The sequence below is a fragment of the Anaerobacillus sp. 63XJN7_5_ISO-PGPR-S23-430 genome (genome assembly GCF_056173695.1).
In genome coordinates this window covers 2587409-2611883 of record NZ_CM149686.1, presented here as the reverse complement: position 1 = coordinate 2611883, position 24475 = coordinate 2587409, and the positions used below count along the sequence as shown (strand labels likewise).

Sequence of the window (24475 nt, the reverse complement as noted above, 5' to 3'; positions counted from 1 at the left end):
CCTGGTTGTGAGATGAACTCACCACTTCATAGTATAACGATCTTCACCGTCTTTTGCGATTGCAAAAGAAGCTCCAGAAATGAAATTCACGTCCTTTTATATACCGATTCTCACCAACCATCGGCTCTCTTCAATAGGGAAAAGGTGGCTACTTAGTTTCCTTCAAAGCAGTTCAATTATTTTAGAGTTATTCAATTTTTATCATGACCAACTGAAAGTGTCAATATGAATTTCGATATGGAAAAATAATCAATAACATGTTTTGTGTTTGAATCGGGTGCCGAAAAGTTAGTCGTCTTTTTTATCGTCTTCAAAATGCGCGTCAATCGGCCCTTTTTGCGGCTTATTTTTCTTGCGGCGAATTGTCTGTAAAATCTTTTTGTAGTTTAATGAAAAAGTTTTGGGCTCATAGTGTTCAGAAGCTTTAATATCGGCTGTTGAAGCACGCATAAACGACCAACCTAGCATAATCATGATAAATAGAAGGGGAAACCCACCGACAATACTTGCGGTTTGGAGAGTTCCGAGTCCCCCAACAAACATCAGCACCAGTGGCATTAAGCAAAGAGCAAATGCCCAGAACAGCCGATTCCAACGGAGGGGTTCATCTTTTACCTCTTTTTGGACAACGGAAGCGAGAATATAGGAGCTGGAATCAAACGTAGTCGCAAGAAAGATGATCGCTAATACAACAAAAACGAAAATCATAAACCATGATAGGGGAAGCTGAGCAATCGTTTCAATTATCGCTCTTGGTGCTCCTTGATCATTGAGTACTTTAATGACGTCGAATTCACCTGTTAACTGCATATGAAGTCCATAATTCCCAAGAATACCAAAGAATAATAAACTTCCCAGGGTTCCGTAACTAATGGTTCCAAGGATCATTTGTTTAATAGAACGACCTCTTGAAATCTTGGCGACGAATAGCCCAACAAAAGGTGCGTAAACAAGCCACCATGCCCAGTAGAAGACGGTCCAACTCTCTGGGAATCCAGTTTTATCATATGGGCCAAGAGCATTGAATGGCTCTGTCCATGTACTCATATGAAAGAAGTTATCTAACAATAAGCCGACACTGTTCGTTGCCGTTTCAACGAGAAACCGCGTCGGACCCACTATTAAAACAAAGAGAAGCAGAAAAATCGAGAGAACTAAGTTGATATCTGATAGCACCTTAATTCCTTTCTTTAATCCTGAGTAGGCACTAATGGCAAAAATGGCTGTGACCAGAATAAGAATCATCGTCTTTAAGCCCATTGTTACTCCAATACCTGTCAGAGCATCGATTCCTTCAGCGATCATAGGAGTTCCAAGGGCAAGCGTGGTACCTGCTCCCCCAAGAAGTCCAAACATGAATAGAACATCAATAATAGTCCCTAAAGGCCCATCAACAAGGTTTCCAATTAACGGTCTTGTCGCTTCACTTATTTTGAGAACGGGTTTTTTACGAACATAGTAGAAATAAGCCATAGGAAGAGCGGGAAGGGTGTAGATCGCCCATGCGATTGGTCCCCAGTGGAAGATTCCGTATGTACTTGCCCAAAGGATAGCTTCTTCTGTTCCGGGCTCCAATCCAAACGGTGGTCCTTGATAATAATAGGCCCATTCGATCGTTCCCCAATATAAAATACTTGATCCTATTCCTGCACAGAACAGCATTCCTGCCCAAGAAAAATTATTGAATTCAGGACGTTCTCCTTCTTCACCTAATCGCACACGTCCATTATCACTGAACGCCACATAGATTAAAAAGAAAAAAATACCGAGACCGACAATTAAATAAAGGACACCAAATTGGGTTGTAACAAACTCATTTGCTTTATTGACGAATTCCTTTCCACTCTCGGGAAAAAGAGTAAGTGGGACGGTAACGAGCAGTAATAAACTTAAAGCACCCAGAAAGGTAGGCCAATCAATTATTCGCTTATCCATTACATTTAAGCTCCTTTGCAATAGCGGACTAAGCTTAGTTTCTAGCACGAACATTTTTTTATACAACGCTTTTTATTTTTTGGAATTACGTCGGTTTTGTTATAATAAGTGGATAGAAAGTGACATTAGAGGGTGAAGTATTTGGAGTCATTTACTGAGAAAGTCGTTTCGATTATTAGTAAAATCCCATCTGGTAAAGTGATGACATATGGACAAATCGCCAAGTGTGCGGGAAGTCCAAGAGGAGCAAGACAAGTGGTTAGAATTCTCCATTCAATGAGTCAGAAGTATAAACTCCCATGGCATCGTGTGATCAACGCAAAAGGGGAAATTGGTATCAAAACGGAAGAAGGCTCTATTGATCAGAAAATGTTGCTCGAAGGAGAAGGGATTGTCTTTCTACCTAATTCAAAAGTTGATTTAACTGTCTATCGCTATGAGCCAGCTCTGCGAGACAATGGTTAATAAAACAAGAAGGTGTATCTCGTTAGAGATACACCTTCTTGTTCAGTAATTCTATTTGCTTTTATCAATACATGAAACAAGGCGCTTTTCAATGTCAGAGCCAATATCGCTTAAGTTGTCATCACCCGTTAAATTTAATAATGTTGTTGGGTTGGGCATCCCGATTTTAGTTTGACCATCTTCTTCATATACAACAATTTTACATGGGAGAAAGTACCCAACTAATTTGTCTTCATTTAGAACGCGTTCAGCCTCTTTAGGATTGCAAACTTCTAGAACACGATAAGGTGTATGAAAGTCCATTCCTTTTTCTTGTAACTTAGCAGATAGATCGAAATCCCATAATACACCGAATTTTTCTGTCTGAAGTTCCGAACTTAAATCAGAGACTGCCTGTTCGACTGTTTTGGATGTTTCAACTGTGTAATGAAAACTCATTTAGAACAACCCCTTATAATAAATATCGTTATGCTTTATTGGTATACCCGGCATCGTATATTTTAAACGAGTCCATATGAAAAAACAGGCGTTTGTCGCCTGTTTTGTTTATTTCGTCATTTTGAAAGCGGCATTTAGTTGACCACGAATCATTTCATCTCTGATTTTATCTTTGTCTTTCTGCTTTTCTTTCTTATATAGCTTTTTGATTTCAAATGTTTGCATACCATCTTCAATTTGATTGGCGATATCCATTAATTTCTCTACATCCGTAAATGAAAATTTTCGAGTTCCGCCACCAGATCGTTCTGGCGAGATTAGTCCTCTTTCTTCGTAGTAGCGGATTTTTCGTAAAGATAGTCCCGTTAGTTCACTAACTGAACCGATTGGCAGAACTTTTTTATCTTTGTATGACATCTCCAGTCACTCCCTGTGGATATATTCATAATGCAGCTACCGCTACATATACTATTGAAGTCTTCTAAACTGGCAATCTACTATGATTATAGCATAGGCGCTAAAAGATAATGCATCGCATGTTAGAATACCTAACGTAGGATATGTATTGTTCGCAAAGAGTGTGTAAGGAAAGGTGCCATAAGACTTGCGGATAGCCAAAGAGGGTGTCAATATAGAAATGTGCAAACGGTTGTATATATTACTAAGGAGGATGTTGCAATGGTATATAAAGAAACCGTTTTGATCACAGGTAAAGTGACAATGACCTTTTTAATGGATTTTGTCAAAAGTGCGAACGAGTTTAGTAGTTATATTATTGTTGAAGTTGAAGGAAGACGATTAAATGCTAAAAGTATATTAAGTATGGGACGGTTAACAACTCATTTTGGGCCAATGAAAATTATTGCAAATGGACTCGACAGTGAAGAGGCTTTATATCACTTGAAAAAGAGGTGTGAAGTTGTTCAGAAGAAGAGTGTTTAAATAGATAAAGAGGGCTTTTAAAGTAATTAAAATGGCGCTCTATTTTTGTTTGCCCGGACATTGTACGAATGTCCGGGTTAGTTTAGCTAGTTATTTTTGTTTCTCAAACGCTTTTCCTAGCTCTTCTGCTTTTTTAGTTGCGTCCGTAATACAAGACAATATTGCTCTTTCGAATTGATATTCCTTTAAAGAAGTTATTCCAGCTTGTGTTGTTCCTCCTGAACTTGTAATTTTTTCTCTTAATAAAGTTGGAGATTGATTAGTGCGACGGAGCATGTTTGCGGCTCCATTCATTGTTTGAAGCAGCAGCTCGCGTGCTGTATCCGGGTCTAGGCCATTTTGAATCGCAGCTTTTTCCATGCATTCAACCATATAGTAAAAATAAGCTGGGCCACTACCAGATAACCCTGTTACAGCGTTCATTTTATCTTCTGTAACCTGTACAACACTTCCGATTGTAAGGAATAAGTTTTCTGCAAATAACAGGTCCTCTTTCTTAGCGAAATGACCTGGAGAAATCGCTGTTGCGGATAATCCAATCATAGCTGATGTGTTAGGCATAGCTCGAACGATAGGTGTGCATGTTCCAATAGCCTCCTCAACATAAGAGGTTGTGATTCCGGCGAGTACAGAGATAATAAGATGGCTCTCATTAATATATGGTTGAATATTTTTTAAGGCAGTTTCTGCGTCAGCAGGCTTCATGGCGAGGATGATTACTTTATTGTTCTTTAATAGCTGCTCTATGTTCTGTGTAGTTTGCACATTGTATTTGTCTTTAAGTTCTTCAAGGCGATCCAAGTTTGAGCGGTTCATCACAACAATTTGATTTGCATGAATAAATTTTTCTTTGATCATACCTTCGATGATGGCTTCTGTGATCGATCCGGCACCTATGAATGCGATGGTGTGTTTCTTCATCTTACTCATCCTTCCATATAAAAACGCCCATTCGTCTTTATTTAAAGGACGAATGGGCGTTATCCGTGGTACCACCTTCATTTGATATCATAGCGATATCCTCAAGTACCCTGTAACGTGGGAAGCGGCTGTGTTTTCACAGCAGGCTCCGGGGCAGGTTCAAAGTAGGCGAAGTGAAGGAATTTTTCAGCCTGTGAATTCCTCTCTCTGACGCTTACCTAGTCTTTTACTAGTCCCGTTCAAAGCCAATACGTTCAATCTAATTTTACATAGTATGCAACGAACAGGGAGAATTGTCAATACCCATTGTCGGAAAATTCAAATTTAATTATCTTGCTATAATGACAAATAGAGGGAAGAGCGGTAGAATAGAATTAGTTCATGCAACGAAAGAAAAGTAGAGGTGGCGGGTAATTTGAATATAACGAAAGCTGACGTTCTTTCAATGACGGTACCAACACCATTTGCAGTTGGCCCTGTTAATTGTTTTTTAATAAAAGGAGATGTGCTGACGCTTGTAGATACAGGTCCGCGAACACCTGAGGCACAGCGAGAACTCAATGAGCAGTTGAAAAATTATGGTTATGCGTTGGAGGATATTGAACAAGTAGTACTAACTCATCATCATCCAGATCACATTGGACTGGTTGGGGGTATGATGGAAAGAGGAGTACGTGTGCTTGGACATTGGAAAAATGATCGCTGGCTTCAAATGAGCGATTCTTTTTTGAAAGAAAATGATACATTTATGACAAGTATCTATCGAGAAGCGGGCGTGGCTGATCAGTATTTTGATCATGCTCGCGACACGCGTGATTATCTTGCTTTTACAGATCGAGCGAAGTGCGATATCCATCTATCAGAAGGGGATGCCGTGCCTGGATGTTCAGAATGGACGGTCATGGAAACTCCTGGTCATGCACAAAGTCATATTTCTCTATGGCATAAAGAAACAGGAACGATGATCGCTGGCGATCATCTTATTAAGAAAATCTCATCTAATCCGCTTCTTGAACCGCCCTATGTAAAAGGAACAGAGCGTCCAAAACCACTCATTCAGCAGCGTGATTCTTATCGGAAAACGTTAGATGCTCATTTGCAATATGTATATACGGGACATGGAGAGCCTGTTTTAAATCCGGGTGATTTAATTAAGGAGCGCCTAAGGAAGCAAGAAGAACGCTCTGATAAAGTAGCGTTGCTCTTGCAAAAACAGCCGCTAACTGCTTTCGAAGTATGTAAGGAATTATTTCCAGGTGTTTATAAGAAGCAAGTGGGCCTTACACTTTCAGAGACAATTGGTCACTTAGATTATTTAGAGTCGGAAAATGTCATCGTGAAAATAAAGGATAAAGAACAAACTTATTATCGGTATAAGCTGTAAGAGGAGGAACTAATGAAGAAATTAAAAAACAAAGTAATCCTGATCACCGGAGCGTCAAGCGGTATAGGACGACAGCTAGCTGTTGACTTAGCTAGAAAAGGCGCTAAACTCATCCTCGTTGCTCGTTCCGAAGATAAATTAATGGACGTTAAGAAGCAAATCGAAGAAAGTGGAGCATACCCTCCAGCTGTATGGAGCCTGGATGTAGGTGACCGTAAGCGGGTTGATCAACTATTGCCTTCTTTGCTGAAGGAAATGCCACCTATAGACGTATTAATTAATAATGCGGGATTTGGGAAATTCGATGCTTTTGTAGATGCAGATATGAAAGATATTGAAGCAATGTTTGATGTGAACGTATTGGGACTGATGCGCTTTACATCTCATGTGCTGCCTCGGATGATTGCAAAAAGACAGGGACACATTGTTAACGTAGCATCACAGGCAGGTAAACTTGCTACTCCAAAATCCTCCGGTTATTCTGCTTCCAAGCACGCTGTGCTTGGCTTTTCGAATAGTTTAAGAATGGAAATGAAGGAACATAACATCTTTGTTACTACAGTTAACCCAGGTCCAATTAATACAAGCTTTTTTGAGACAGCAGATAGTAGTGGGACTTATATTAAGAATGTTGAAAAAATGATGTTATCTTCAGAGAAGGTATCAAAGGAAATCATAGCAGCTATTGAAAAGGGTCGACGAGAAGTCAATCTCCCAGGCTGGATGAACGTAGGAGCAAAACTTTATCATACTGCCCCAGGCGTGGTTGAAAAAGTGGCGGGGAAGTTTTTTGATCAAAAATAATGAGTTGTTTGAAGAGCGCTTTTAAAGTGCTCTTCTTTTTTTAGGTTTTCTTTTCTAGGAGCCGTTCGTTCATTTGCCCCTGCCTAAGGTTAAGTGGATCGAGGATGATGAAAATATAGGCACTAGTGGTGTTTTCATTAGAAAGAGCCACTCTTTCTTTCGTAGAGAGAAACAATATGCCCGCTACAGTGATGATTATTTGGATTATAGCTGACTATCGTGATGTCCCCTTTCTTTACTTCCTATTGGCTAAGTAGCTGCTCCGGCTGCACTAATATTTTTTTGAAAGGCGTTCACGCCTATAATAATTGAAATCAACTCTTCTGCTAAAAGGTTACTTGACATATTCTTAAGTTCATAATTCGCTGATTCAAAATAGCTATTCGTTCTTTGAAAAGTAGCTACCTCACGATTTGAGTCATCGGTTATGCTGTATGCTTTTGAAAATGCAGGTGATGTTATAGTGAATTTCTTACCGTCTTTGAAATAATGGAATTTCTTTGATAGAAAAGTAAATGACATTTTCACGTAACCGAGTTCATCGCCGTTTTTTCTTCTAACTATCCATTTGTTAGCGAAAAACGTAAAGGCTCCCTCCATAGTAACGTCTCCATTGACGTCTTCTATTTCGACTTTAGAAGAGAACGCGCTTCTAAGGTTAAGTGCCCCTACCGTCTCGCGATCGCTATTGTAGATGTCTGTTCTTCCTGCCGAAAAAAAGTTATCCGAAAAAAATAATTGATTCATACTAATCATCACTCCCTCCTCCATTTATACGATTAATACAGTAGAGAAGTTTCGGAATAATCTAGCTTATTAGATATGTGAATGGAAACGTTGATGAAAAAATAATTGTAGTCAATAGTAAGAATGCTAAAATAAGGAAGAGGATTTTGCTGAAATAGAAGTTTATCTATCCAGCTAAAGATAAGTCTCTTTTTTCAGAGATTGTTGTTTTTGAAAGAATTTTTGTATAAAGAAGCACACTTAGCTGATTGGAGCGGAAATCCCTCTCAGCAACAATGTTTACAAAAACAGCTAAAGATAAAAAGCGAGGGTGTAAAATGGAAAGTGAACAAGTAAGGATATTTAATGAGAATAGAGAAGCGATCGGCATCGCATCTCGAGAAGAGGTACATAGAGAAGGTTACTGGCATGAGGTTTTTCAATGCTGGTTTGTGCGGATCGAAAATGGTGTTAGAAAGATTTACTTTCAGCTTCGAAGTGATCGGAAAAAGGATTTTCCAGGGCTGTATGACATCACAGCGGCTGGTCACTTAATGGCTGATGAGTCTGTTGAAGACGGAGTGAGGGAAGTCGAGGAAGAGCTCGGAATTGGTGTTTCCTATAATGAATTGACCCCGCTAAAGGTCATAAAAGCTTCGATTAAAAAAGACCACTTTTTTGATAATGAAATCGCCAATATCTTCCTCTATGAGTGTAATCAGCCATTGGAGAAGTTTAAACTTCAAAAAGAAGAAGTTTCTGGAATCGTACAAGCTGATTTTGATCAATTTTATGACCTTTGGTTGGGAGAGCGGGATGAAGTGGATGTAAAAGGATTTTGCTTGAATGACGATGAAGAGAGAATAAACGTGAATGAAAAAATCAATAAACTTCATTTTGTGCCACATGAAGTCTCTTATTATCAATCGGTTGTGAAGGAGATAGAAAAAACTTCACACAGAGTGAAGATAATCTGAGGAGGTAAAAGGGGTCTCTAAAAAGAATCGGGTAATGCTGTCTTATTACTTCATTCTTTGGTTCTTCATAAAGTATGGTCCAGCCGAGCCAATGGTAACTTGTTTTCCCTACCTTCAGGCTTGTTATTGGGAGTAAAGATTAAAGTTTCTGCAACGGGAGAAATGCACCACTAAAATCGATCAAGTAGGAGAGCAGAATATGAAAACAAAAACCTTACCTTTTGTTACGATTAGAGAACTATCTCTATTAGATGTTGAAGATCGCTATCAATGGTGCCTGGATCGAGACGTAACGAAGCATCTGAATATGCCGGCGAAATATCCTCCTTTTACACGAGAAGAAACAATGAACTGGATTCAAATGTGCATCACTCGAAAGAACGGGTATGAGCAAAGAGCTATTGTAACTGGTGAAGGTCAACATATTGGCTGGGTAGACTTAAAGAATATTGATCAGTTAAACGGTCATGCAGAGCTAGGTATTGCCATAGGTGATAAACGCTATTGGGGGAAAGGCTATGGGATGAGTGCCATAAAAGCTATGCTTCATTTAGGGTTTACGGAACTTAGTTTAAATAAGATCTGGCTAAGAGTAGAAGTAGATAATGGTAAGGCAATCAAGTCTTACAAGCAGTGTGGCTTTGTTGAAGAAGGGATATTGCGCGAGGATCGGTATAGAGAAGGAAAGTATGTGGACCGGGTTAGGATGAGTGTTTTGAGAAGAGAAGTTTTATAGTAACATCCTGGAATGATTGAATGGTTACCTTTCCTTTTAAGTAGCCTTAAAATTCTGAGGATAAAGTAGTGAATTAGTGTGGGGAATTTCGTTAAGATCCTAGCTGGAGGTTGAAATTATAGCGACTTTTCTTTGTTAACAATGGTAGATTTGCGTCTGTTAATTTTTGGTTTTTTATGGAGGGATAGAAATGAATCCAATCTTAATGGAAATTGAAACAGTACTTGAAACAGAACGATTAATGTTAAGAATGCCTGAATACGGGGATGGTAAAATAGTTAATCAAGCCATTCAATCTTCTATAAGTGAACTGAGGCCCTGGCTTGGCTTTGCTAGAGAAACGCCGACTCCTGAGGATACAGAGATTAATACACGAGAGGCGCATATTAAATTCCTAAAGCGTGAAAGTTTAAGGTTCCTGGTGTTTTTGAAAGAAACAAATGAGTTTGTTGGATCCACTGGGTTTCATAACATTGAATGGGATGTTCCAAAGCTTGAAATTGGGTATTGGGTGGCTACGAAGCAAAGTGGTCATGGCTATATGACTGAGGCCGTTCAGAAACTTACTGAATATGCACATCAGGACTTGAAGTGCAGAAGGGTCGAGATTAGATGCGATCGAGAAAACGAGCGAAGTCGTGCGATTCCAGAACGATTGGACTATGATTTCGAAGGAACTCTCAAAAACGAAGATATGTCGATCGACGGAACACAGATAACAGATACTTGTATCTACGCGAGTATTACTTAATGGTTTCGTGAATGCTCAAATAAAAGATGACTCATGCTTTCTTCAAGTATGAGTCATCTTTTATTTGTAGATAATTTCTCCAAAGCACCTAGCGCATAACGCTTCCACCTGAAATTTTGAGCGATTCGCCAATAATGTTTTCTGACGCATTTGAGAGAAGGTAAATGATGCTATTGGCGACTTCTTCAGGCTGCGTAATTCTTCTAGATGGCATTGCTGCTTCTACAGCCTTTAATTCTTCCTCAAAGCTTTTATTCTCTCTCGCCCCTTTTGAAGCAATACTATTTCGGCCCATTTCTGTATCAACGAAGCCGGGACATACTGCGTTAACTCTAATTCCATCACGGATAGCCTCGTGGGCAAACGACTGCGTGAAGCCAGTTATAGCAAACTTTGAAGCGCTATATGCCGTGTTACCAAAAGTTCCTCTAAGACCTGAGAGAGAAGAGAGGTTTACAATCGCCCCTTTCTTCTTATCCTCACGCATTCGCTTATACACAAGTTGAGTCAGTAAAACAGTCGAGGTATAATTTAGCTCCATTACTTTGCGAAGATCTTCTTCTTGTAATTGATCAAGCGTATTGCCGCCGCCAATTCCTGCTGAGTTAACTAACCCCGTGATGCTTCCGTTATATTTAATCGCACTTTCGATAAGGGTATAACGATCTTTCTCATTGTTTAAATCAGCGGGAAGAACAGCAACTTTTGCTTCCGCCACTAACTCATCGCACTCCTGCTTCAGCTGAGTTAATTTATCCTTATTTCTTCCAGTTATCGTAATCGTAGCACCGGCTTGTACGGCGGCCTTTGCGGTTTCATATCCAATACCACCCGTGGCTCCGGTAATGAGAACATGTTCATGCTTAAGCGTATCCTCTTTGAAAATTCCCATTCGTCCTTCCTCCTTTTAAGGTCTAGCACCACCCTTTTACCCGTTTGAATACTTATAAAACCCTGACATAACGAAAAGACAGGTAGCCATTGGCTGCCTGCCTAACTTCTTTCTATTGAACTCCAACCGCATTAAAAGTCTGTTTTACAGATTGAACTTCTGAGCTTCCGCTTCCATAAAGATCAGTTGCAGCTTGTACTGCTGCTGCTCTCATCTGACTAAAGTTTGAAGAAGCGGTTAAGTATTGCGTAAGGGTGCGGTAGTAAATAGCGCCGAGTTTGTCTTTTCCAATTCCTGATACGGTTACGCCATAGAATGTACCGCCTTCACTCAGCAGATAAGCTGCTTTGTTCATGATGCCACTGTTGATATGAACGCCGCCATTATCTTGAGAACCAGTATAGCGGACAGAGTAATGATCAGGGTCTCCGAATTGGGATGGATCTGACATTGAACGAAGAGCATCTCCGGATGTACCTGGTGTATAAATATCTTCTCCGATTAACCAGTCAGGGTTATTGCTGTCGTAGTATTCTACAAGCGTTCCGAATACATCAGACATGGATTCATTCAGTGCTCCTGATTCATTTTGATAAATTAAGTCAGCTGTTGTATCAGTGACAGCGTGTGTCAATTCATGAGCAACAACATCTTCACCACCTGAAAGGGATACAAAAGTTGAGCCATCTCCATCACCATAGACCATTTGGCTTCCGTTCCAGAACGCATTATTGTAGTTACGTCCGTAATGTACGGTGGACTTTAGTGGTGAACCGTTTCCGTCATAACTATCTCGGTTGAAGACATCTTTATAATAATCATACGTCGCTCCTGCATAGTAGTGAGCGTCGACTGCCGCCGCGTCATAGCTTGCGTTAAAGGCGTTATCCGAATCCGCCCATAAAGAGCCTGGCAGTTTTGTGCGATTTGCCGCATCATATGTTAAGATTCCGCCACCTCGCGTAGTGTCTTTCAAGTAATAAGTTGAAGAGGAGAGGAGCGTATTGAACGTTTTTTGATCACCAAGTACACCAGTTCCACTTGCCGTCTTAATTGTTCCGGTAACATTATCGCCACCACCTGGCTTGCCAACTCCTTCTTTTTTTGCTTCGTGTAGGGCGTTGAAGCTTGTTAGAACTTCACCACTTGTTGCATCAATTATGTATTGCCAGTTACCCGGTTCAGGCGAGAGGAAGTTCAAGGTCACATGGTAAGCATACGTTGCAGACTCCCCCTCGGTATAGACGACAAGGTTGGATTCGGGTTTTTGTTCATAGGCTGGTGAAAAACCGAGATCTTCTTCTGCTTTTTTAACGGCGTCCTGTTTCTTGAATTTTGTTGCTTTTTTAAGCTCTTTCTTCGACCCAAGGTCTGGAATAACTGTACCTGATACGGCTGTTAAAATACCACTTTCATCAACATGAGCCGTTTGAGTTGAACCATAAACAGGTGTTCCTTCATGAAGTTGTTGTAATCGAAAAACCGTGAAACCAAGATCGTCTTTTTCTTTTGATAGGATTTTAAAGGAATCCTTAGCAGAAGATCCACTAAACTTGTACAGGTTTTTCTGTTCGTTCAAGTAATCAAATAACACTTGATTGGCATTTTGAGAGCTTGCTTTTGTTAGTTTTCCTGAAACAAAAGAAGGTGTTCCTGTTTCTTTATTCATATTCGTATCTGCTGCTGCAAATGTTGAGGATGGTGCGAGCATGGTACTAACGAGCCCCACTGATAAACCGATTGAAAGTAAATTTTTTTTCTTTCCCATTCTATATCCCCCTCGTGATTAAGATGAGCTAACATTATCATAAAAGGTTTAATATTCAAACTATTTAAACTATTTTGATAGTTAAGACCTATCCTTTTGGATATAGTTATAGGGAGATATACCTGTTATTAAAAAGGGGATTGGTTCTTTAGACTCAGTAGGTCGTGTGCTCATAAACAAGGACGTGAATGACCATGTGAAATGGAATATACTGGTTCTTTTTCTGTGCGTTTATAGATTGATGCGCGAGTATTTCTACATCCCTATCTGTTAATGGAACAAGTGTAGGATCTCTAATCGGTATGTGCTTTGATGACTAACTTTCGAGTGAATAGCGTTAAGTTCATTATCGTTCTTCTTCCGGTATTTTTTCGTTACTTTAGAGAAAAGGGTGATGCTAAGTGAATCGTTTTATGATTGGAAGAAAGTACTTATTGTAAAGGGAACGTATATTCGGTTAAAATACGGGTATACATAAAGGGAACAAACGTTCTTTCATTTAGGAGAAGGGGGGATACAAATGGATTATTCTAAATTTCCAAAGAAAACAATCCTATGTATTGATATGAAAAGTTTTTATGCAAGTTGTTCAGCAGTAGAGATGGGGCTTGATCCACTTACGTGCTATCTCGCGGTTGTTGGTGATACCGAGCGACAGGGAAGTGTTGTGCTGGCGGCGTCTCCGGCACTAAAAAAGGAATTTGGAATACGAACAGGGAGCAGACTATTTGAAATTCCAAATAACAAAAACATTCGTATCGTTAATGCGAGAATGTCTTCATATTTGAAACAATCAATGGAAATAACGAGGCTTTTTCATCGTTATGTACCATCAGAATGTATCCATACGTATAGCGTTGATGAATCGTTTTTGCAGGTTGATGGGACAGAACGACTTTGGGGAAACAAATTTGAAGTAGCTCACAAGATCAAAAATGAAATAAGAGAGACATTCGGATTACCATGCGCCATAGGGATCGGGCCAAATCTTTTAATGGCAAAGCTTTGTCTTGATCTGGAAGCGAAAGAAAAAGGGATTGCAGAATGGACTTATGAAGATATTCCTAAAAAACTCTGGCCGCTTTCCCCGCTAAGTCAAATGTGGGGTATTGGATCGCGTGTCGAGCGAACGTTAAATCGCATGGGGATTATGAATGTAAAGCAGCTTGCGCATTACCCGCTACATCTACTAGAAGAAAAATTCGGTATTATGGGAAATCAGCTCTATCATCATGCGTGGGGCATCGATCTTTCTGAAATGGGTGCGCCGATTATGCAGGGACAGATTAGCTATGGGAAAAGCCAAATTTTGTTACGAGATTACCATGACGAAAAAGACATTCAACACGTCATTCTTGAGATGAGTGAAGAAGTTGCAAGACGTGCGAGAAAAGCCCGGAAGGCAGGGCGTACGATTAGCCTTGGGATTGGTTATAGCAAAGAAGAAGGCGGGGGTGGCTTTCACCGTTCAAGGAGTATCCACAGCCCGACTGCTATTACGCTCGAAATATACAATGTATGTCTTCAGTTATTTGAGGAGTTTTTTGAAAGAAAAACGGTTCGTAAGATTTCCATTACCCTTTCAAATATTTGCAATGATGAAGAAGTGCAGTTGGACTTATTTAATGCGTCACGCCCAAAGCAGCGGGATCTCGGATATGTGATGGATTCGATCCGGGAGAAATATGGCTCAGATGCGCTGCTTCGTGCCGTTTCATACACAAAGGCCGGTACGGCACTGCATAGAAGTAAACTTGTGGGTGGTCATAAAGCATAGAAGGGGGAAGAAGCGTGATTCGTGATCGCGGAAATATAAAATGGACATCAATGATGTTACCTGAGCATGTGAAAGAGCTAAGAGATTGGAAAACCGAAGAAAAAAGAAGTGAAAAGCCGGTACTTGATGAACAAAAAATGGCGAAAATGAATGAAACGATATGTGAAGCAATGGCCATTCACAACTCGCTTTGTTTTCAATATTTTAGTGGAGGAGAAATGAAAACTCTCTTTGGATATGTGCACTATGTAGATCCACTTACGAAAGAACTGCGTATTATTGACCATAATGAAAAAAGGACAACGATAAAGCTGCTGGACCTTGTGCACGTAGAGTTAGAATGAAAAAAATGGAGTATCCTCTCGGTTGTAAAAAAAGTTTTTCATTTCAGGATTGGGGTAAAATAAGTATAAAGTCAAACCTGAATAAGTGAGACTATCCTTTCTGGTTAGAAACGAAGAGTAAATCAGATCAGATGAATTCAAAATCCGGAGTGAGATGAAAGATGCTATTAGCTCAAAATCTTAAACAAAATACGGAAAAGATCAAAGGAATTGATATTCACTATGAATACTATAGAAATGACACAGCCGTCGATCGGCCAGTATTAACGCTTCTTCACGGTTTTCTATCGTCGAGCTTCAGCTTCAGAAGATTGATACCATTATTAACAAAGGCATATACTGTTGTTGCCATTGATCTTCCTCCGTTCGGAAAAAGTGAAAAGTCTAATCGTTTTGTCCACTCTTATCATAATTATGCGGAAGTGGTGGTTGAACTTTTAGAAAGACTTTCAATTGATCATACTGTTATGATCGGCCATTCTATGGGTGGGCAAGTAGCAATGAGAGCCTCGGCTATGAAAGATGATCTCGTTAGTAAGAATATTTTACTGTGCAGTTCAGGATATCTTGAAAAGGCTAAACAGAGTCTAGTGTATACATCGTATTTACCTTTTTTCTCGGTATACTTGAAAAGGTGGCTTTATCGAAAAGGTGTCAGAGGAAATTTGCTTAATTGTGTTTATGATCCTTCCCTTATCGATGAAGAAATGATGGATGGATATATCCAACCTTTCTTCAATGAGGGTATCTTTCGGTCATTAGTTAGGATGATTCGAGATCGCGAAGGAGATTTGTCAGAAGCTGAACTAAATCAAATTCATACACCTAGCCTACTAATATGGGGAGAAAATGACAGAGTTGTGCCGTTGAAAATTGGGAAGCGTCTCAGTAACGATCTCCCCAATGCTAAACTGATCATCTATGAAAAAACCGGTCACCTTCTACCAGAAGAAAAACCGGAATCGATTATGAAGGATATTGAGCGGTTTTTGGGAAAATAAAGATTGATCTATTGCAAAAATTGGTAGTCATACAAAGCTTGAACCAGACTAGTTAATCAGGTAAACTCCTTTAAGGATGAGGAGTTTATTTTGATGCAGTTAATCAAAGTTGACTCATCAGAATAATGCGTGATAAAGTAAAGCTCGTTATGAAAAAGTAAAATGAAGCATGCGCTCATTGATAATTGTATATTTCTTATTAAGAGAAGTGGAGGGACCTGGCCCAAAGAAGCTTCAGCAACCTCTGATCATCAGAAAGGTGCTGCTTCCAGCAAGAGAAATCTTGAGAGATAAGTGCAAAAGCCTTCTTCTCTTGAAGTGGGCTTTTTTTATTGAGACAGAATAAAAGATGAAGGAGACATGAATAATGGAGAAAGAAATAAAGGGGAACGGCCTGGCTTTACTTCCCCTTGGAATATTTATTGTGCTTTTTATTGGTACAGCTATCATAACAAAGGACTTTTATAGTATGCCTGTTATTCTCGCTTCTCTAATTGCGGCGGGCGTAGCTCTTTCGATGAATCGAAAAGAAAGCTTTATGAAAAAAGTGGAAGTGTTTTGTCGTGGAGCAGGTAATACGAATATCATATTAATGATTTTGGTCTTTTTACTGGCTGGGGCGTTTGCCGGAACAGCTGAAAAAATTGGAGCAGTAGATTCGATTGTTAATTTAGGTATATCGATTCTACCAGCTAATCTTTTAATCGTAGGTTTATTTGTCATTGGCTGTTTTATTTCTATTTCGATGGGTACATCGATGGGAACGATTGTAGCACTTGCTCCCATTGGAATTGGAATTGCAGAGCAAACCGGAGTTGCCCCGGCACTGGCTTTATCAGCGGTCATAGGTGGGGCAATGTTTGGTGACAATCTTTCTATGATTTCAGATACTACAATTGCGGCAGTACGCACACAAAATACGCAAATGAAAGATAAATTCAAAGTAAACTTTTTTATAGTCTTGCCAGCTGCTATCGTAACAGCCATTGTATATGGTGCTTTAACGATGGGAGAGCAAGCAACGGTTGGAGGAGAACACGCATTTGATTTCGTTACAATTATCCCTTATTTAGGTGTACTGATCGCAGCGATCGCTGGTGTTAATGTTCTTATTGTACTTGTAAGTGGTACCTTATTTGCTGGGATTGTAGGTTTATATAACGGAACATTTGGAATGAGTGGACTGATCTCCACGGTTACAGAGGGCATAAAAGGGATGGAAGACCTTGCCATGATTGCTCTCGTCATCGGAGGGATGATTGAAGTCATTAAGCATAACGGAGGAATACAATACGTATTGGACAAAATCCTGAGCAAAGTAACTTCTCGTAGAGGAGCAGAGTTTGGTATCGCCGGTCTCGCAAGCGTGCTTGATTTATCAACAGCTAACAACACCATTTCGATCATAATGGGGGGGCCACTTGCGAAAAACATTTCCGAAGAATATGGGGTAGACCCACGAAAGTCTGCTAGTATTCTTGATATTTTCTCAGGTAGTATACAGGGCATGCTCCCATATGGGGCACAGGTGCTTGCAGTAGCAGGTCTTGCGTCGATTTCGCCACTCGCTCTACTACCGTATTCAATTTATCCAATCCTCATTGCTATTGCAGGAATTATTGCGATTTTCATCAACTATCCCTCTTTTTCGAAAAAGGGCTAAAGTGATAGTAAACAGAATCTTGAATTAAAATTTGATATGAGCATTTAAAAAGCAGGTAGCTCAATTTGAGCTACCTGCTTTTTTTTATTATCCTTCGATTTGTTTTTGAAGATGCACAATTCGTTGAGGAAGAATGTACAAGTATTCAATAAGTGAATCTAGTAAGTCGATAATTAAGTTGGCCGTTTCTTCACTTGTAGCTTTCTCAAGACAAAGCAGGTTATTTAAATTACTACCTTTGCCTAGTAGGTGTCCTAGTTTTACAATTGGTTCTTCTAAATCAATCTGCTTAGCAAGTGTTTCTAGCTGTTTAGAAAGTGGCTGTCCTAGCTCATTTTCAGATAGAAAACTACCTGTAATGCTCTCAAGAACACGATTAGCCATTACAGCCGTTGCAGTCCAATCCTTCATGTTATGTACATTCACTGCTGAGCGATAAACACGCTCAAGGTCATCGGGTAATCTAGCTGTGCTAGTCAGTCTGCCGAGCGGCTCTCGTGTAAAAGAGGTTTGATGCACGAATAGCTCAACTTCTTCTCCGCGATCATTATGGGACGTTTTAATGAGTATAAAAAGTACAGCTTCTTTACAAATAGAGCAGCGAGAAAGCGTGGAGAACACAGCCTGATTAATTTGATAATCGAACTTCAGTTGAAATGAAGCATCGTTTCCGCATTCTGGACATTCTGTATTAGCTGATTTTGGAAGCTTTGTTTGTCCGTATTTCACAACCGAATTAATAGTAGTCTGTTGTATCTTTCTCATCATATACCCCCTGGATCGATTTTGAGCAACTTGTTGTGGATTGTGTATCTATTCTTACATTTAATCATTGAGTTTATTTATTTTGAATTATAAAAAAACATATCATCAACTTATAATTTTCGCCCCAAATGGAAATTTAAGGGGGTTTGAAATGAATTACTTGTATGGAAATGGAAAAACGAATCAAAAGTCCTTTCTCGAAAGAGAGTAATAAAGTACCAAAATTGTGAATTTATTGACAGATGTGGCGAGCGAATTCTACACTATAGTTTAATGAACGATAGGAGGTATGACTATGGAACAACACCTTTGGAACCAATTATGGAAAGAACATGATCGAGCAAAAGATCTCTTAACATTCGCTTCTTCACACACGCCGGAAATCCCTTCAAAAAGTTCTCAAAAAAATCCAGGTTATGCATCTGGACCAGATCCTGCTTATGATAAAAGGAAACTGACGGGGTTAATCCTCGGACCGGTCCTTTTTCTTAGCATAATGTTGTTTTTTAATCCAAATGGTCTTTCAGAAGCAGGTTTGGCCATCTTAGCAAGTACGGCGTGGATTGCAACGTGGTGGATTACAGAAGCCATTCCGATACCGGCGACGTCTCTTTTACCATTAATTTTATTTCCACTAACGGGCGGACTAAAAGGTGATTTAACAGCATCAGCTTATGGCGATAACACCATTTTTCTATTTATGGGTGGTTTTTTGATCGCGCTTACAATGCAGAAGTGGCATTTACATAAACGAATTGCTCTTTTCATTATATCAGCAATAGGAACAAGTACAGAGAGAATTGTACTTGGCTTTATGATTGCAACAGGCTTTTTATCAATGTGGATCTCAAACACGGCAACGGCTATGATGATGGTGCCAATTGGGCTGGCCGTGATTTATCAAGTATCCGAGCAGCTTGATATGAAGCAAGAAGAAGGGGTGCCGCAATTTAATTTTGGGAAAGCCATTATGCTTGGCATCGCGTACAGTGCCTCAATTGGTGGTCTAGCAACATTGATTGGAACACCTCCTAATACCATCTTTGCAGCCGTGGTCAATGAGCTATATGGCATCGAGATTTCATTTGCCCGCTGGATGATGTTTGGCGTACCTCTAACTGTTCTTCTTTTATTCGGCTGCTGGTATTACCTTGTGAAAATGGCATTTCCGATGAATGTTAAAGAGCTGCCAGGCGGGAAAGAGGTGATTAATAAGGAGAAAGCGGATCTTGGGAAAATGTCTATGGAAGAAAAGGTCATTATGGTGGTTTTTTCTTTCACTGCGGTTGCCTGGATTAGCCGTTCCTTTGTTTTAAGTGAGCTTAATCCGAATATAAATGACACTGTCATTGCGATGACTGCAGCGCTATTACTTTTTCTTATACCTGCCCCTTCGAAAAAAGGTGCCTTTCTTTTAGATTGGGATACAGCAAAAGGATTACCATGGGGAATTCTTCTATTATTTGGAGCCGGACTCGCCATTGCTTCTGGCTTTCAGGAATCAGGACTTGCGAATTGGATTGGGGAGCAATTAACGGTTCTTGAAGGCATCCATCTGTTCGTCATTTTACTACTTGTCACATCGCTTGTTATTTTCTTAACGGAGATTACATCAAATACGGCGACGGCGACAATGATGTTTCCAATCATGGCGTCTCTATCATCCGCGATCGGAGTTCATCCTTATGCTCTAATGATTGGGGCAGGAATTGCGTCAAGCTGTGCTTTTATGCTTCCGGTTGCAACCCCTCCGAACGCCGTTGTATTCGGGTCAGGCTATTTAAAAATCCCAGATATGGCGAGAGCAGGTTTCTGGCTAAATCTAACATCTGTCGTCATTATTACACTGGCGATTTATTTTTATATGCCAGTGGTGTGGGGAATTGATCTCACTCAAATTCCCAATCAGTTAAAATAAAAGTAAGATAGAAAATTGAAGGTGATGATCAAGTGTCAGTTGTTCTAAATAACAATCAGCCATATACATCAAAAGATGCGGGTTTCTGGCGAGCGGCGGTTAGTCTTGGATGTGGAGCATTATTAGTCTTTTCGGCACTTTATGCTTTTCAACCATTGCTTCCAATATTTGCGAGTGAATTTCATTTAACGGCAACAACGTCAAGCTTACTTATGTCCATGCCCGTCATCACGATGATACCAGGACTTCTTATACTTGGCTTTGTTTCAGACCGCTATGGGCGAACAGTAGTGATGAAAATATCGCTCCTTTTTGTCCTTAGTTCATTACTAATAATGCCGTTTATGAATTCATTCCTTCTTCTGCTTATTATTCGGTGTATTGAGGGATTCTTTCTTGCAGGTATACCGGCATCGGCGATGGCTTATCTTGCAGATGAAGTAGCTCCAAGTAACGTAGGACTTGCTACGAGCATTTTTATTGCGAGCAATGCAATGGGGGGACTTAGTGGACGAGTCGCAACAGGATATTTGACTGACTTATATAGTTGGCAAGTAAGTTTTATCATCCTTGCAGGGTTTGCTATTATAGCGATCATTTGCTTTTATTGGCTCCTGCCGCCCTCTCGCTTTTTTAAGGGGGGGAATAGCAGTGTTATAAAGGATATGAAAGGAATGTTTGTACATTTAAGAGATCGTCGGCTCTTATCGCTATTTACGCTTGGCTTTCTCATTCAAGTGATCTTTACGGGCGTGTGGACATATTTGCCTTTCTTCCTTAAACAAGATCCATTTTCTCTTTCGTTAAAATGGATCTCCCTTGCTTATTTTGCGTATATTCTCGGAGTAGTTTCACCACCAATTGCAGGACGAATTTCATCTCGTATTGGCTTACGGCGCACGATGGTAACGGGCCTCTTATTATTAACGTTAGGAGTTGCCATTACACTATATCAAGAACTGATTGTGGTAATGATTGGGCTTTGCGTTATTTGTGCAGGGTTTTTTATTTCTCATTCGATGGCATCAGCTTCTGTTGCAAAGACGGCAGAGCATCATAAGAGTGGGGCATCTAGTTTTTATTTGATTAGTTACTATGCCGGAGTAGCAGCAGGTAGTTCGGGCGTTGGTATCCTATGGGACGGTTTGGGATGGATAGGGGTAGTGAGCTTACTTATTTTAATTGTGCCGCTTTTATTATTATTTTCACAAAAACAGGTTTCAAAAAGATATCATTATGAAGACTTACGAGGAGAGAAAGCACGATGAACATTAGAAGGGCTAGAAAAGGTGATGAGGAATGGCTTACTTATTTGCTTTCAGAAATGGGGTATGAGACCTCTGTCTGCGAAGTGACGGAGCGTCTAAAACCAATTTTGTCAGATCCTTTGTACGTCACGCTTGTAAGTGAAAAACAGGAGTCTTTGATTGGACTGCTTGGAATGCATTATGAACGATCTTATGTTGCTAATATTCTTGTTGCAAGAATTATTACAATGGTAACGGCAAAAGATTACCGGCAGCAGGGAGTTGGGAAGACTCTGCTTTTGGAAGCAGAAAATCTAGCTCGTGAAAAGGGTGCCTCAACCATCGTCTTAAATAGTGGGAATCGGGATGAAAGGAAGTCTGCACACCTTTTTTATGAAGCGTGTGGGTTTACAGGGAAATCCACGGGGTTTTATAAACCGATAGATTGATAATAGGAAAAGCCTGCCACCTTTAAAAGGTGGCAGGCGCTTAAGGTTTACTTTCTAGTAAATCCTTCTTCATCAAGATATTGGATCGCTTCGTTACGAGAAGGGAATGTACCATCAAGGATATCTCCAGCATAAACATTCCATAGTTCGAGCTCAGGCTCATACATTAATTCCAGAGTTTGATCTTCATCGTTTACCCAAACTTGGATCTCAATATCTGAACCAGGAAGAACAGAAAGTGATTGAATGGATTCGCCTATGATTTTACGAAGCTCGTTGCTTGAGAAATCACGGATATTAACCATTCCTCTTTCATCTAATGGATACCCTTCAATAAGGTCACCAAATACATAGCCGTTGCCATTAGGGTGAAGATGATAAACAACATTTTTCTTATCAATAACCGCTTCTTCATAGTGAAAATTCACACGTCCAAGAGAAACGTCTTTTCGTGTCAGTTCAGGAAAGGATGATTCAATAATTTCTAATTTTTCTTCAAAAGTTAGCATAATGCCTCCATGTGCTTCAATAGTCTTTCTATATTCATTTTGAACAGGAAACTTCCAATTCAAACATACTGCACCTTATCTTATCATGGCTTATGACAAAATTGTATGCTTTGAATGAAGTTCATGAAGAAAATTAGCGATATCTGCTTTGTTTTTTAAATGTATTATGGATTTATCGGGGGAAGTTTGTTCTAATTGTTCGAATCTACTTCTCATTTTCTCTTTACGAGGATAATAGGTCGTCCAAATGAAAGTTAAAAAAGACCAATCCACTTTCTCTTTACACCCATTGCCCATATCAGGACGAGTTTGACCGATATGAGTGACCCATCGTTTTAGCACCCTGTAAATGCAAAGCAATCTCGGAACATCTAAGTAAATAATCGTATCAGCTCGTGCAACCCGAATATCGTAAGAATTGCTATAATTCCCTTCCATTATCCATTTTTCAGTCATAGCAATCTTTTCCTGGGTATCACGGAATTCGTCAAGACTAGTTTCCACCCAATTGGGCTTCCAGAAAAGGGTATCAAGATGAAAAACTTTCAGATCTAGAATTTCACCAAGCCGACGGGCGAAGGTGGATTTACCCGCCCCGCCGGAAGATCCCATTACCATAATTCGGTTCATATCCTCGCTCCTTCCATTATTATACACTACTAAAGTTTACCAAAAATTAACGTAAGCAAACAGGCCTAAAAAATGATGAAGAGCAGAAGAGGACATTTGTTTATCGAATGGATCGAAAACCCAAAAAAATGTGAAGAAGGCAAAAAGTTGAGCAGCTTCCAAACCATTATTTCTTTAGCAAAACAGCTTGTTAAAGAAAATCTTCCTTGTGGCGCAGGTATTACAGACAAGTCGCTTCATGAAGCGAACGTCCGTATTAACCTATGTCAGATTGCTATGTTATGATCAAATGACAAGATTAGTAATGTGGGAGGTTTTGTTATGAAACGACGATCGAAAAAACTTATAACCTTCCTTTTTATAATAGGAGTCGGTATCTTTTGTATCTATATAAGTGATGATCTTGAAAGACAATTCATAAAGAAGGATGTGCCCTTACCAACTGATCTTCACCCAAAGGTTAATGAAGCAAAAAAGGCGTTGATGAATCGAGCTGCTGAAGCTGGAATAGAAATTGTGATAACTGCTGGGCATCGAACGAAAGAAGAACAGGATGCTCTTTATGAAAAGGGACGTTCTACTGGGGGCCAGGTGGTGACGAACGTAGCGGGCGGCGGTTCCTATCATAACTACGGACTAGCAATTGATTTTGCATTAAAGTTAGATGATGGTGACGTCGTTTGGGATATGGAGCGAGACGATAATGGCAACGGGAAGTCAGATTGGATGGAGGTTGTTGCTATGGCGAAAGACCTTGGTTTTGAATGGGGAGGCGATTGGAGTAGCTTCAAAGATTACCCTCATCTTCAAATGGATTTTGGTTTCACAATGCGAGAGTTAAAGAATGGTCATAGGCCAGATGAGAGTGAATATGCGACAAACTAGCTTGGAGTGATGTGGTTATGAGAACAAGACAGGCTGTGGGGGCTATCGTAACGTATAAGCACCGTTTTTTGATCGTTCATAAAACAAAGCTGAATACCAAAGCGGGACAAGAGTCTCAGGGTGAAACGTGGGATTTCGTTAAAGGTGGAGTAGAAGACGAGGATAGAGACGTTGAAGCTTCGATTAGAAGAGAATTGCTAGAGGAAACGGGATCAATAAAATACAAGCTGATGAAAAAGTTTGATGAATCGATCACATTTGAATTTCCAGCTGAGGTTCAAAATAAAATTGGCTATCACAACCAGGTTACCACCATGTTTCACTATGAGTACGAGGGGGATGAACAGGATCTTAGTCCGCTTGATAAGGAAATTGATCAGTTACGTTTTGTTGGTGAAAAAGAGTTATTGCTCATGCTTAAGTACCCTGAAACACAGGAGTTCATTAAACAGGCTAACTTCGAACGAAAAAAATAATAGTAAGGATTTTTTAAAAAAGAGGTTTAGGTATTTGGAGAAGGGGTAAATTCAAACTAACATAATTTTCCC

27 protein-coding genes, 1 riboswitch and 1 other annotated feature (1 of these 29 only partly in view) are annotated in these 24475 nt (G+C 39.9%); of the genes, 17 read left to right on the top strand and 10 right to left on the bottom strand.

The annotated features are described in order from the left end of the window. Window positions 1-175 (bottom strand) — a binding site (T-box leader); it reaches 29 nt to the left of the window's first position. A 113-nt stretch (window positions 176-288) separates the two neighbouring features. Continuing rightward, on the bottom strand, window positions 289-1935 hold the full coding sequence (locus AC0VYJ_RS13780; RefSeq protein WP_475365441.1) for a BCCT family transporter: 1647 nt from the start codon (window positions 1933-1935) through the stop codon (window positions 289-291). Between the two features lie 141 nt (window positions 1936-2076). Between AC0VYJ_RS13780 and AC0VYJ_RS13775 the strand changes: the two genes are divergently transcribed. Next, window positions 2077-2400, top strand: coding sequence for an MGMT family protein (locus AC0VYJ_RS13775; protein WP_475365440.1), 324 nt, complete (start codon window positions 2077-2079; stop codon window positions 2398-2400). 51 nt (window positions 2401-2451) lie between these two features. Here AC0VYJ_RS13775 and AC0VYJ_RS13770 read toward each other — a convergent pair whose 3' ends face one another. Beyond that, window positions 2452-2838: a DUF302 domain-containing protein gene (locus AC0VYJ_RS13770; RefSeq protein ID WP_475365439.1), complete on the bottom strand. Its 387-nt coding sequence runs from the start codon at window positions 2836-2838 to the stop codon at window positions 2452-2454. Between the two features lie 108 nt (window positions 2839-2946). Continuing rightward, a complete protein-coding gene (locus tag AC0VYJ_RS13765) occupies window positions 2947-3255 on the bottom strand; it encodes a MerR family transcriptional regulator (RefSeq protein WP_475365438.1) in 309 nt (102 codons plus the stop codon). Window positions 3256-3516: 261 nt separating this feature from the next. On the opposite strand from AC0VYJ_RS13765, the gene AC0VYJ_RS13760 reads away from it, so the two are divergent. Beyond that, entirely contained in the window at window positions 3517-3780 is a 264-nt protein-coding gene (locus AC0VYJ_RS13760) for an HPr family phosphocarrier protein (protein ID WP_194222062.1), read from the top strand. Window positions 3781-3870: 90 nt separating this feature from the next. Here the strand turns inward: AC0VYJ_RS13760 and proC are convergent, their stop codons facing one another. Beyond that, on the bottom strand, window positions 3871-4701 hold the full coding sequence (gene proC / locus AC0VYJ_RS13755) for a pyrroline-5-carboxylate reductase (RefSeq protein WP_475365437.1): 831 nt from the start codon (window positions 4699-4701) through the stop codon (window positions 3871-3873). 415 nt (window positions 4702-5116) lie between these two features. Here proC and AC0VYJ_RS13750 point away from each other — a divergent pair, with 415 nt between their 5' ends. Beyond that, on the top strand, window positions 5117-6085 hold the full coding sequence (locus AC0VYJ_RS13750) for an MBL fold metallo-hydrolase (protein WP_475365436.1): 969 nt from the start codon (window positions 5117-5119) through the stop codon (window positions 6083-6085). Between the two features lie 12 nt (window positions 6086-6097). Further along, entirely contained in the window at window positions 6098-6889 is a 792-nt protein-coding gene (locus AC0VYJ_RS13745) for an SDR family NAD(P)-dependent oxidoreductase (protein WP_475365435.1), read from the top strand. 249 nt (window positions 6890-7138) lie between these two features. Here the strand turns inward: AC0VYJ_RS13745 and AC0VYJ_RS13740 are convergent, their stop codons facing one another. Continuing rightward, entirely contained in the window at window positions 7139-7645 is a 507-nt protein-coding gene (locus tag AC0VYJ_RS13740; RefSeq protein WP_371018639.1) for an LURP-one-related family protein, read from the bottom strand. 308 nt (window positions 7646-7953) lie between these two features. On the opposite strand from AC0VYJ_RS13740, the gene AC0VYJ_RS13735 reads away from it, so the two are divergent. From AC0VYJ_RS13735 to AC0VYJ_RS13725, 3 genes are all read left to right on the top strand, one after another. Further along, complete coding sequence (locus AC0VYJ_RS13735; RefSeq protein WP_475365434.1) at window positions 7954-8592, top strand: NUDIX hydrolase; 639 nt, start codon at window positions 7954-7956, stop codon at window positions 8590-8592. A 199-nt stretch (window positions 8593-8791) separates the two neighbouring features. Continuing rightward, window positions 8792-9328 (top strand): GNAT family N-acetyltransferase, encoded by a 537-nt coding sequence (locus AC0VYJ_RS13730; protein ID WP_475365433.1) that lies wholly within the window; start codon window positions 8792-8794, stop codon window positions 9326-9328. 190 nt (window positions 9329-9518) lie between these two features. Further along, window positions 9519-10079 (top strand): GNAT family N-acetyltransferase, encoded by a 561-nt coding sequence (locus AC0VYJ_RS13725; protein WP_430247158.1) that lies wholly within the window; start codon window positions 9519-9521, stop codon window positions 10077-10079. 88 nt (window positions 10080-10167) lie between these two features. On the opposite strand, the gene AC0VYJ_RS13720 is transcribed toward AC0VYJ_RS13725, so the two are convergent. Both AC0VYJ_RS13720 and AC0VYJ_RS13715 read right to left on the bottom strand, forming a co-directional pair. Then, complete coding sequence (locus AC0VYJ_RS13720; RefSeq protein ID WP_194222054.1) at window positions 10168-10971, bottom strand: SDR family NAD(P)-dependent oxidoreductase; 804 nt, start codon at window positions 10969-10971, stop codon at window positions 10168-10170. A 112-nt stretch (window positions 10972-11083) separates the two neighbouring features. After that, window positions 11084-12739 carry a M4 family metallopeptidase gene (locus AC0VYJ_RS13715; RefSeq protein ID WP_475365432.1) on the bottom strand — a complete coding sequence of 552 codons (1656 nt, stop codon included), beginning with the start codon at window positions 12737-12739 and terminating at the stop codon, window positions 11084-11086. Window positions 12740-13259: 520 nt separating this feature from the next. Here AC0VYJ_RS13715 and AC0VYJ_RS13710 point away from each other — a divergent pair. The 4 genes from AC0VYJ_RS13710 (at window position 13260) to AC0VYJ_RS13695 (ending at window position 17524) form a co-directional block, all read left to right on the top strand. Further along, the gene (locus tag AC0VYJ_RS13710; protein WP_194222052.1) at window positions 13260-14516 is read left to right on the top strand and encodes a Y-family DNA polymerase; all 1257 of its coding nucleotides are present in this window, start codon (window positions 13260-13262) and stop codon (window positions 14514-14516) included. A 14-nt stretch (window positions 14517-14530) separates the two neighbouring features. After that, window positions 14531-14860 carry a YolD-like family protein gene (locus AC0VYJ_RS13705; protein WP_475365431.1) on the top strand — a complete coding sequence of 110 codons (330 nt, stop codon included), beginning with the start codon at window positions 14531-14533 and terminating at the stop codon, window positions 14858-14860. Window positions 14861-15021: 161 nt separating this feature from the next. Then, a complete protein-coding gene (locus tag AC0VYJ_RS13700; protein WP_283154025.1) occupies window positions 15022-15861 on the top strand; it encodes an alpha/beta fold hydrolase in 840 nt (279 codons plus the stop codon). Between the two features lie 193 nt (window positions 15862-16054). Continuing rightward, window positions 16055-16158: riboswitch (SAM riboswitch) on the top strand. A gap of 70 nt (window positions 16159-16228) precedes the next feature. After that, a complete protein-coding gene (locus tag AC0VYJ_RS13695; RefSeq protein WP_283154026.1) occupies window positions 16229-17524 on the top strand; it encodes a Na+/H+ antiporter NhaC family protein in 1296 nt (431 codons plus the stop codon). A gap of 87 nt (window positions 17525-17611) precedes the next feature. Here AC0VYJ_RS13695 and AC0VYJ_RS13690 read toward each other — a convergent pair whose 3' ends face one another. After that, the gene (locus AC0VYJ_RS13690; protein ID WP_194222048.1) at window positions 17612-18289 is read right to left on the bottom strand and encodes a hypothetical protein; all 678 of its coding nucleotides are present in this window, start codon (window positions 18287-18289) and stop codon (window positions 17612-17614) included. Window positions 18290-18584: 295 nt separating this feature from the next. Here AC0VYJ_RS13690 and AC0VYJ_RS13685 point away from each other — a divergent pair, with 295 nt between their 5' ends. The 3 genes from AC0VYJ_RS13685 to AC0VYJ_RS13675 are packed head-to-tail and all read left to right on the top strand — an operon-like array spanning window position 18585 to window position 21903. Further along, the gene (locus AC0VYJ_RS13685; protein WP_475365430.1) at window positions 18585-20207 is read left to right on the top strand and encodes an SLC13 family permease; all 1623 of its coding nucleotides are present in this window, start codon (window positions 18585-18587) and stop codon (window positions 20205-20207) included. A gap of 32 nt (window positions 20208-20239) precedes the next feature. Beyond that, window positions 20240-21475 (top strand): MFS transporter, encoded by a 1236-nt coding sequence (locus AC0VYJ_RS13680; protein ID WP_194222046.1) that lies wholly within the window; start codon window positions 20240-20242, stop codon window positions 21473-21475. Next, window positions 21472-21903: a GNAT family N-acetyltransferase gene (locus tag AC0VYJ_RS13675; protein WP_430246024.1), complete on the top strand. Its 432-nt coding sequence runs from the start codon at window positions 21472-21474 to the stop codon at window positions 21901-21903. Before AC0VYJ_RS13680 ends, AC0VYJ_RS13675 begins: the two co-directional genes overlap by 4 nt. Window positions 21904-21950: 47 nt before the next feature. Here AC0VYJ_RS13675 and AC0VYJ_RS13670 read toward each other — a convergent pair whose 3' ends face one another. Further along, window positions 21951-22412, bottom strand: coding sequence for a hypothetical protein (locus AC0VYJ_RS13670; protein WP_226615440.1), 462 nt, complete (start codon window positions 22410-22412; stop codon window positions 21951-21953). 90 nt (window positions 22413-22502) lie between these two features. Next, window positions 22503-23042 carry a P-loop NTPase family protein gene (locus tag AC0VYJ_RS13665; RefSeq protein WP_475365429.1) on the bottom strand — a complete coding sequence of 180 codons (540 nt, stop codon included), beginning with the start codon at window positions 23040-23042 and terminating at the stop codon, window positions 22503-22505. 147 nt (window positions 23043-23189) lie between these two features. Here AC0VYJ_RS13665 and AC0VYJ_RS13660 point away from each other — a divergent pair, with 147 nt between their 5' ends. Genes AC0VYJ_RS13660 through AC0VYJ_RS13650 form a run of 3 tightly spaced genes read left to right on the top strand, consistent with a single transcriptional unit; the run spans window position 23190 to window position 24403 of the window. Further along, a complete protein-coding gene (locus AC0VYJ_RS13660; RefSeq protein ID WP_475365428.1) occupies window positions 23190-23327 on the top strand; it encodes a hypothetical protein in 138 nt (45 codons plus the stop codon). Window positions 23328-23363: 36 nt separating this feature from the next. Further along, window positions 23364-23927, top strand: a complete 564-nt coding sequence (locus AC0VYJ_RS13655; RefSeq protein ID WP_475365427.1) for a M15 family metallopeptidase — start codon at window positions 23364-23366, stop codon at window positions 23925-23927. A gap of 17 nt (window positions 23928-23944) precedes the next feature. Further along, entirely contained in the window at window positions 23945-24403 is a 459-nt protein-coding gene (locus tag AC0VYJ_RS13650; protein WP_475365426.1) for an NUDIX hydrolase, read from the top strand. Window positions 24404-24475: the final 72 nt, after the last annotated feature.